Source organism: Neisseria flava (genome assembly GCF_982712965.1).
This window is the reverse complement of the sequence record NZ_CEXQBZ010000071.1, coordinates 1-6,148: the sequence shown is the minus strand read 5'-3', so window position 1 is coordinate 6,148 and position 6,148 is coordinate 1. Positions and strand designations below refer to the sequence as shown.

The window sequence follows — 6,148 nt, the reverse complement described above, 5'->3', positions numbered from 1 at the left end:
CTCTTTGAGCTAAGGCGAGGCAACGCCGTACTGGTTTAAAGTTAATCCACTATAAAACTCAAAATTTACGGCTGACGGCGCAGGCGCATGGTTTTGCCGTTTTGCTCCAAAATCAAATCAGCGCCGTCGAAACGATAGTTCCACACGCTTCTCATGTTCAAGAAAGCCTCTTCCAGCTTCATGTCTTCACACAACATCATCGACGTCGCAATCGGACCGAAATTGATTTTGCCCGAACCGACTTCTTTTGCTTGAAGCATTAAATGATTACAACCCATCTTGCCATGCGCCTTGGGCATTTTGCTCAAATCCAAAAAAGCCGTTCTGCCCGCCAAATCTTTTTCGGTGAATTTGTCGAAAGAAACCACAAACCATTTCGCCGCCAAAGCCGACGTTGACGCTTGACGCGGTTCGGATGGTTTTTCAGACGACGTGACAGGTTGGGACTGCTGCGGTTTTTCAGCAGGCGAAGTACAGGCGGTCAGAATGATTGCGGTCATAAGGGTGGGGATCAGGGTTTTCATGATTTTACCTTTCTAACGTGGGGTCAGCTAAAAGGTCGTCTGAAACCGCTTTAGCAAAACCCGCTACGCACTTTTCAGACGACCTCTTTATCTTACAGCGTCGTATCCAAAGCTTTGGAAATATCGTTCCAAATATCATCTGCGTCTTCGATACCGATGGAGAAACGCAGCAGGCCGACTTTGATGCCCATTTCCATTTTCACATCATGCGGCACGCCGCTGTGGGACTGGGAATAGCAATGGTTGACCAGACTTTCGACACCGCCGAGGCTGGATGCCATTTTGACCAGTTTCATGTTTTTAATCACGCTGTTTGCCGCTTCGCGCGTGTCGTTTTTGAGGTAAACCGTTACCACGCCGCCTATGCCTTTGGGCATTTGGGTTTTCGCCAGTTCGTAATGTTCGTGCGACGGCAGGCCGGGATAAAACACTTTTTCTATGGCGGGATGGGCTTCAAGGCGGCGGGCAATGTCGAGTGCGTTTTTGCAGTGTGCTTCCATGCGCAAGGCGAGCGTTTTGATGCCGCGCAACACCAGCCAGCAGTCCATCGGGCCGGCAATCGCGCCGGTATGCACCATCATGTCGTGCAGCGGTTTCGCCAGTTCCTTGGTTTTAACCGCGACGATGCCCATCAATACGTCGGAGTGTCCGCAAAGGTATTTGGTGGCGGAGTGGAACACGATGTCGCAACCCATTTCCAAAGGTTGTTGCAGATGCGGCGTGGCGAAGGTGTTGTCGATACCGACTAATGCGCCGGCGGCGTGGGCTTTGGCGGCAAGCGCTTTGATGTCTACCAGCCGCAAAAGCGGATTGGACGGGGTTTCCAGCCAAACCAGTTTCACATTGTGCGCGGCAAGCAGTTCGTCCAAGCGGTCGGTGTTGCCCAAATCGGCAAAGATAACGTTTACGCCCCACTCTTTATATACGTCAACCAGCAAGTCATACGCGCCGCCGTAAATATCGGCGACGGCAACAATGGTATCGCCCGGACGCAGGAATGTGCGCCACACAGCATCGATGCCCGCCATACCGCTGGAAAAGGCAAAACCCGCCGCCCCGCGCTCCAAATCGGCAACCGTGTCTTCCAAAACCTGACGGGTCGGATTGCTCAGGCGCGAATAGCGGTAGGGAATCTGCTCACCGATTTCGTGCAGCGCGAACATACTGTTCTGATAAATCGGCGGCATCAGCGCGCGGTTGTGTTCGTCGCAATCGTAGCTGGAATGGATGGCTTTGGTGGCGAATTTCATCTCGGTTCGACCTTGTAAAGATGTGAATAATTCAGGATTCTATCACTATCCGAAAAATAGAAACAATCAATGCGGACACGGTTTGCAAGTGATATAATCTCGCATTTGCAAAACGGACGGTATGAATCCGTTTCAAAACGACACACATCCCAGCAATCCGACAATTAAGGACAAACAACGCATGAACGCCATTGCAGACGTGCAATCCAGCCGCGATTTACGCAATCTGCCGATTAACCAGGTCGGTATCAAAGACCTCCGCTTCCCGATTACTTTAAATACTGCCGAAGGCAGCCAATCCACTGTCGCCCGCCTGACCATGACGGTTTTCCTGCCCGCCGACCAAAAAGGCACGCATATGTCGCGCTTCGTGGCGTTGATGGAACAACAAACCGAGGCTTTGGATTTCGACAGGCTGCACAAACTGACTGCCGAAATGGTTGCGCTTTTAGACTCCCATTCCGGCAAAATCAGCGTTTCCTTCCCCTTCTTCCGCAAAAAATCCGCCCCTGTTTCCGGCATCCAATCCCTGCTCGACTACGACGTTACCCTGACGGGCGAAATCAAAAACGGCGCATACAGCCATAATTTGAAAGTGATGGTTCCCGTAACCTCGTTGTGTCCGTGTTCCAAAGAAATCTCGCAATACGGCGCGCACAACCAACGCTCGCACGTTACCGTCAGCCTGACCGCCAACGCCGAAGTCGGTATCGAGGAAATCATCGACTGCGTGGAAGCGCAGGCAAGCTGCCAGCTTTACGGGCTGCTCAAACGCCCCGATGAAAAATACGTTACCGAAAAAGCCTATGAGAACCCGAAATTCGTGGAAGACATGGTGCGCGACGTAGCAACCGCGTTGATTGCCGACGGACGCATCGAAAGCTTCATCGTCGAAAGCGAAAACTTCGAGTCGATACACAACCACTCGGCTTACGCTTATATTGCTTATCCTTAAATAAGCAAAAAAATCGAAAAGGTCGTCTGAAACCTGTGAAATCAGGTTTTCAGACGACCTTTTGTGTTCATGGATTGATTTTATAGAACTTCATTTAGGACAAGGGTGATGTCCTTCTGGTATTTAATTAAAATTTCTACCCGGTTATCTAAATTATCACATTCGCCCCAATTCCCTTTGCAGGGCTTGGATGTTTTGCTGGCGGTCGAGTACCGCACTTTGCAGACTGGTGATTTCCTGTTGGTTGACATGACCGCCTTTAGCTACACGGGCTTGCGCCAGAGATTTTTGCGCTTCGCCCAATGCTTTACGCTCATTGCTCAACTCTGTTTCCAAAATCGAACGGCGGCTAGTGCTGCCGGAAGACTTGGGCGCAGGCGTTGCAGCAACTTCAGGAGCAGGACGAATGGGCGCAGGCGCGGGATTTGCCTTAGCGGGATTTTTAGGGGCGGGTTTTGCGTTACCGGCTCGTTTCGACGGAGCTTCAGCAGCAGGTTCCGACATTTCAAAAGCAGGAGCGTCGTAGCGCGAGCTGCTGTATTTGCCTATGGTCGGTAAATCTGCCGAATGGCAATTTCCCGATGGGCGGGAAGTATAGACAACTTCGCCGTTGACTGTACAGGTATAGATCTTGGGGGAGGCTTGTGCGCCGGATACGGCGGGAAGCATCAATAATGAAGCTGCCAATGCGTAGAGTGATTGTTTCATGGTAATGTCGTAATGTGAAATAAGTAATTGTTCGATAAATATTGTATTCAAATGTAATAGTATAACAATCCTGGCTTATTCTCTCAAATAGGACGGCTGGCTTTTAAAGCTGAAACTGTGCAAACCGTCTTATTCGTTTTAGTGAAAACTGCTTCACTCGTTTTCAGACGACGTTTGTGCGGCTTTATCCGATTTTTTGGCGCGTGATTTGGCGTTTTTGCTCTTTGCATCTTGCTCTTGCGCTTTTTCCCGCGATTTTTCTTTTGAACGCGTCTTTTTGGGTCTGGCTGCTTTTTCTTCGGTATCGCTGCTTAATTTGTTGATTTTCAGACGGTATGCGCCACCTTGATGGCTGCTGATTTTGGGCAGGTCTGCACCTGTGCAGTTTCCCGAAGGTTCGGATGTATAGGTTTTACTATTGCCTGAATGGCAACTGAAGACGGCTGCTGCAGTGTGAAGGGATAAGCCCAAAATGAGGGAGGATGCAACGATGAGTGCTCCTTGCTTGATTCGTGAACGCATATGTTTTCCGTAGTTTGAGTTTTCAGTCGACCTATTTTTGTTTTTATGCAGTCCGGCAATATTAAATCACTATGCCAAACTATATTTTTATCAGCTTCTGAAGGCAGATACGGAAACTCGGGCAACGGGATATTTATAGTTGTGTAAATTCTTCGTCGATTTCCGTCAGGATTTGCTCCAGCTCTTCTTGCCACAAAAGCCAGTTTTCTTCTATTTGTGTTAATTTTACTTTAATTTCTGTTAACTGTGTGAGCGTTTGTTGTAATTTTGTTTTATTTTCGTCCGAATAGGCTTCTTCTTGTGCCAAAAATGCTTCACATGCCGTTTGAATTTCAGAAAGCTGCGCCATTTCTTTTTCGGCTTTGTCGATTTTCTGTTGTATCGGCTTGCCGCGTCGGGCTTTTTCTTGACGGATTTGCGCTTCGATACGCTTGGTATCTTTGCGGTTTTGGCTTTGTACGGAAGCGGCAGGTGCGGCTGTGGCGTTTTCCTGCGCCAACCGCCATTGACGATAATCGTTTAAATCGCCGTCAAAGTTTTCCAGACGACCTTTGTCGATCAGGAGGAAGCTGTCGGTAGTCGCTTCGAGTAGGCTGCGGTCATGCGACACGACGATTAATGCGCCTTGAAAACTTTGCAACGCGAGCGTTAAGGCATGGCGCATATCCAAGTCCAGATGGTTGGTCGGTTCGTCAAGCAGCAACAGGTTCGGCTTTTGCCAGATGATCATGGCAAGGGCGAGGCGGGCTTTTTCTCCGCCAGAAAAGGGTTCGGTTTTTTGCAATGCCATGTCGCCGACAAAATTGAAGCCGCCGAGAAAATTTCGGATTTCTTGTTCGCGCACTTCGGGAGAGAGCTGCTGAATATGCCAAACAGGGCTTTGGTCGGCGCGGATGGTATCGAGTTGGTGTTGGGCAAAATAGCCGATATTGAGTTTTTCGGAACGGACGATGCTGCCGGAGAGCAAATCGATTTTGCCCGCCAAGGCTTTGATAAACGTAGATTTACCGCTGCCGTTGACACCCAATAGCCCGTAACGTGCGCCGCTCTCCAGCGACAGGGTAATGTCGTGCAGGACGGTTTTGCCTTCGTAACCCAAATCAGCGTGCTCCAGCTTCAGTAAGGGATTAGGTAGATGGTCGGGATTGTAAAACTCAAAGGAAAACTCGCTGTCCAGATGCGCGGGCGCAACGCGTTCTAGCTTTGCCAAAGCCTTCATGCGGCTTTGCGCTTGAACGGCTTTGGTGGCTTTGGCTTTGAAGCGGTCGATAAACGATTGCAGATGTTTGATTTGCGCCTGCTGTTTGACATAGGCAGCTTGTTGCTGCGCCAGACGTTGTGCGCGTTCGGTTTGGTAAAAATCGTAATTGCCGCCGTATTGCGTGAGTTTTTGCTGCGACAATTCAATGGTTTGGGTGGTGGCCGCATTGAGAAAATCACGGTCGTGGGAAATGATGATTTGCGTGCAGGGTAAAGAAGCAAGATGGTTTTCCAGCCACAAGACAGTTTCCAAATCCAAGTGGTTGGTCGGTTCGTCAAGCAAGAGCAAATCGGCGCGGCAAATCAGGGCTTGCGCAAGATTCAGACGCATACGCCAGCCGCCGGAAAAGGATTTGACGGGAAGGCTGTGTTCCTCTTGCGAAAAACCCAGCCCGTCCAACAATTTCGCCGCACGAGCCGGCGCGGTATAAGCGTCGATTTCTTCCAATTTAGCATGATACTCCGCCTGTTTCATGCCGTCATTTTGCGCTTCCGCCTGCGCCAAGGTCGTCTGAAAAGCCTGCAACTCGGCATCACCCTGCAAAACGTAGTCCAACGCGGAGATGTCCAAGTCGGGCGTTTCTTGGGAAACGGAAGCAATCCGCCAATTTTTCGGAATCGAGACATCGCCGCCATCTTGCATGATTTCACCCTTGATTAAGGCAAACAGGCTGGATTTGCCCGTACCGTTTTTACCGATTAAACCGACGCGCTGACCGGGATTGACGGTGGCGTTGGCTTTGTCGAGCAGGACTTTCAAACCGCGTTGCAGGGTGAGATTCTTGATTTCAATCATGATGGTAATGGACGGGCGGAAAAATGGGAAAGGCGGTATTTTATAGCGAAAACAGCATTATAGTGGATTAAATTTAAATCAGGACAAGGCGACGAAGCCGCAGACAGTACAAATAGTACGGCAAGGCGAGGCA

The 6,148-nt window shown here is 49.9% G+C and carries 6 protein-coding genes; 1 reads left to right on the top strand and 5 read right to left on the bottom strand.

The window, feature by feature from the left end; genetic code table 11:
- Positions 1-65 precede the first annotated feature (65 nt).
- Entirely contained in the window at positions 66-524 is a 459-nt protein-coding gene (locus AC5M9B_RS04120) for an META domain-containing protein (RefSeq protein ID WP_070656115.1), read from the bottom strand.
- A gap of 92 nt (positions 525-616) precedes the next feature.
- The gene (locus tag AC5M9B_RS04115) at positions 617-1,774 is read right to left on the bottom strand and encodes a trans-sulfuration enzyme family protein (protein ID WP_487648288.1); all 1,158 of its coding nucleotides are present in this window, start codon (positions 1,772-1,774) and stop codon (positions 617-619) included.
- A gap of 181 nt (positions 1,775-1,955) precedes the next feature.
- Here AC5M9B_RS04115 and folE2 point away from each other — a divergent pair, with 181 nt between their 5' ends.
- Entirely contained in the window at positions 1,956-2,729 is a 774-nt protein-coding gene (gene folE2, locus AC5M9B_RS04110; protein ID WP_036490819.1) for a GTP cyclohydrolase FolE2, read from the top strand.
- A 156-nt stretch (positions 2,730-2,885) separates the two neighbouring features.
- Here folE2 and AC5M9B_RS04105 read toward each other — a convergent pair whose 3' ends face one another.
- From AC5M9B_RS04105 to AC5M9B_RS04095, 3 genes are all read right to left on the bottom strand, one after another.
- Positions 2,886-3,437: a hypothetical protein gene (locus AC5M9B_RS04105; protein ID WP_070656111.1), complete on the bottom strand. Its 552-nt coding sequence runs from the start codon at positions 3,435-3,437 to the stop codon at positions 2,886-2,888.
- A gap of 153 nt (positions 3,438-3,590) precedes the next feature.
- The gene (locus tag AC5M9B_RS04100) at positions 3,591-3,959 is read right to left on the bottom strand and encodes a nucleolar protein (RefSeq protein ID WP_070656110.1); all 369 of its coding nucleotides are present in this window, start codon (positions 3,957-3,959) and stop codon (positions 3,591-3,593) included.
- Between the two features lie 133 nt (positions 3,960-4,092).
- Positions 4,093-6,015, bottom strand: coding sequence for an ATP-binding cassette domain-containing protein (locus tag AC5M9B_RS04095; protein ID WP_070656108.1), 1,923 nt, complete (start codon positions 6,013-6,015; stop codon positions 4,093-4,095).
- Between the last annotated feature and the right edge of the window lie 133 nt (positions 6,016-6,148).

What these genes read in the sequence shown, in the direction of transcription:
- AC5M9B_RS04120 (WP_070656115.1), bottom strand. Translation starts at nt 524, where the DNA reads ATGAAAACCCTGATCCCCACCCTTATGACCGCAATCATTCTGACCGCC.
- AC5M9B_RS04115 (WP_487648288.1), bottom strand. Translation starts at nt 1,774, where the DNA reads ATGAAATTCGCCACCAAAGCCATCCATTCCAGCTACGATTGCGACGAA.
- folE2 (WP_036490819.1), top strand. Translation starts at nt 1,956, where the DNA reads ATGAACGCCATTGCAGACGTGCAATCCAGCCGCGATTTACGCAATCTG.
- AC5M9B_RS04105 (WP_070656111.1), bottom strand. Translation starts at nt 3,437, where the DNA reads ATGAAACAATCACTCTACGCATTGGCAGCTTCATTATTGATGCTTCCC.
- AC5M9B_RS04100 (WP_070656110.1), bottom strand. Translation starts at nt 3,959, where the DNA reads ATGCGTTCACGAATCAAGCAAGGAGCACTCATCGTTGCATCCTCCCTC.
- AC5M9B_RS04095 (WP_070656108.1), bottom strand. Translation starts at nt 6,015, where the DNA reads ATGATTGAAATCAAGAATCTCACCCTGCAACGCGGTTTGAAAGTCCTG.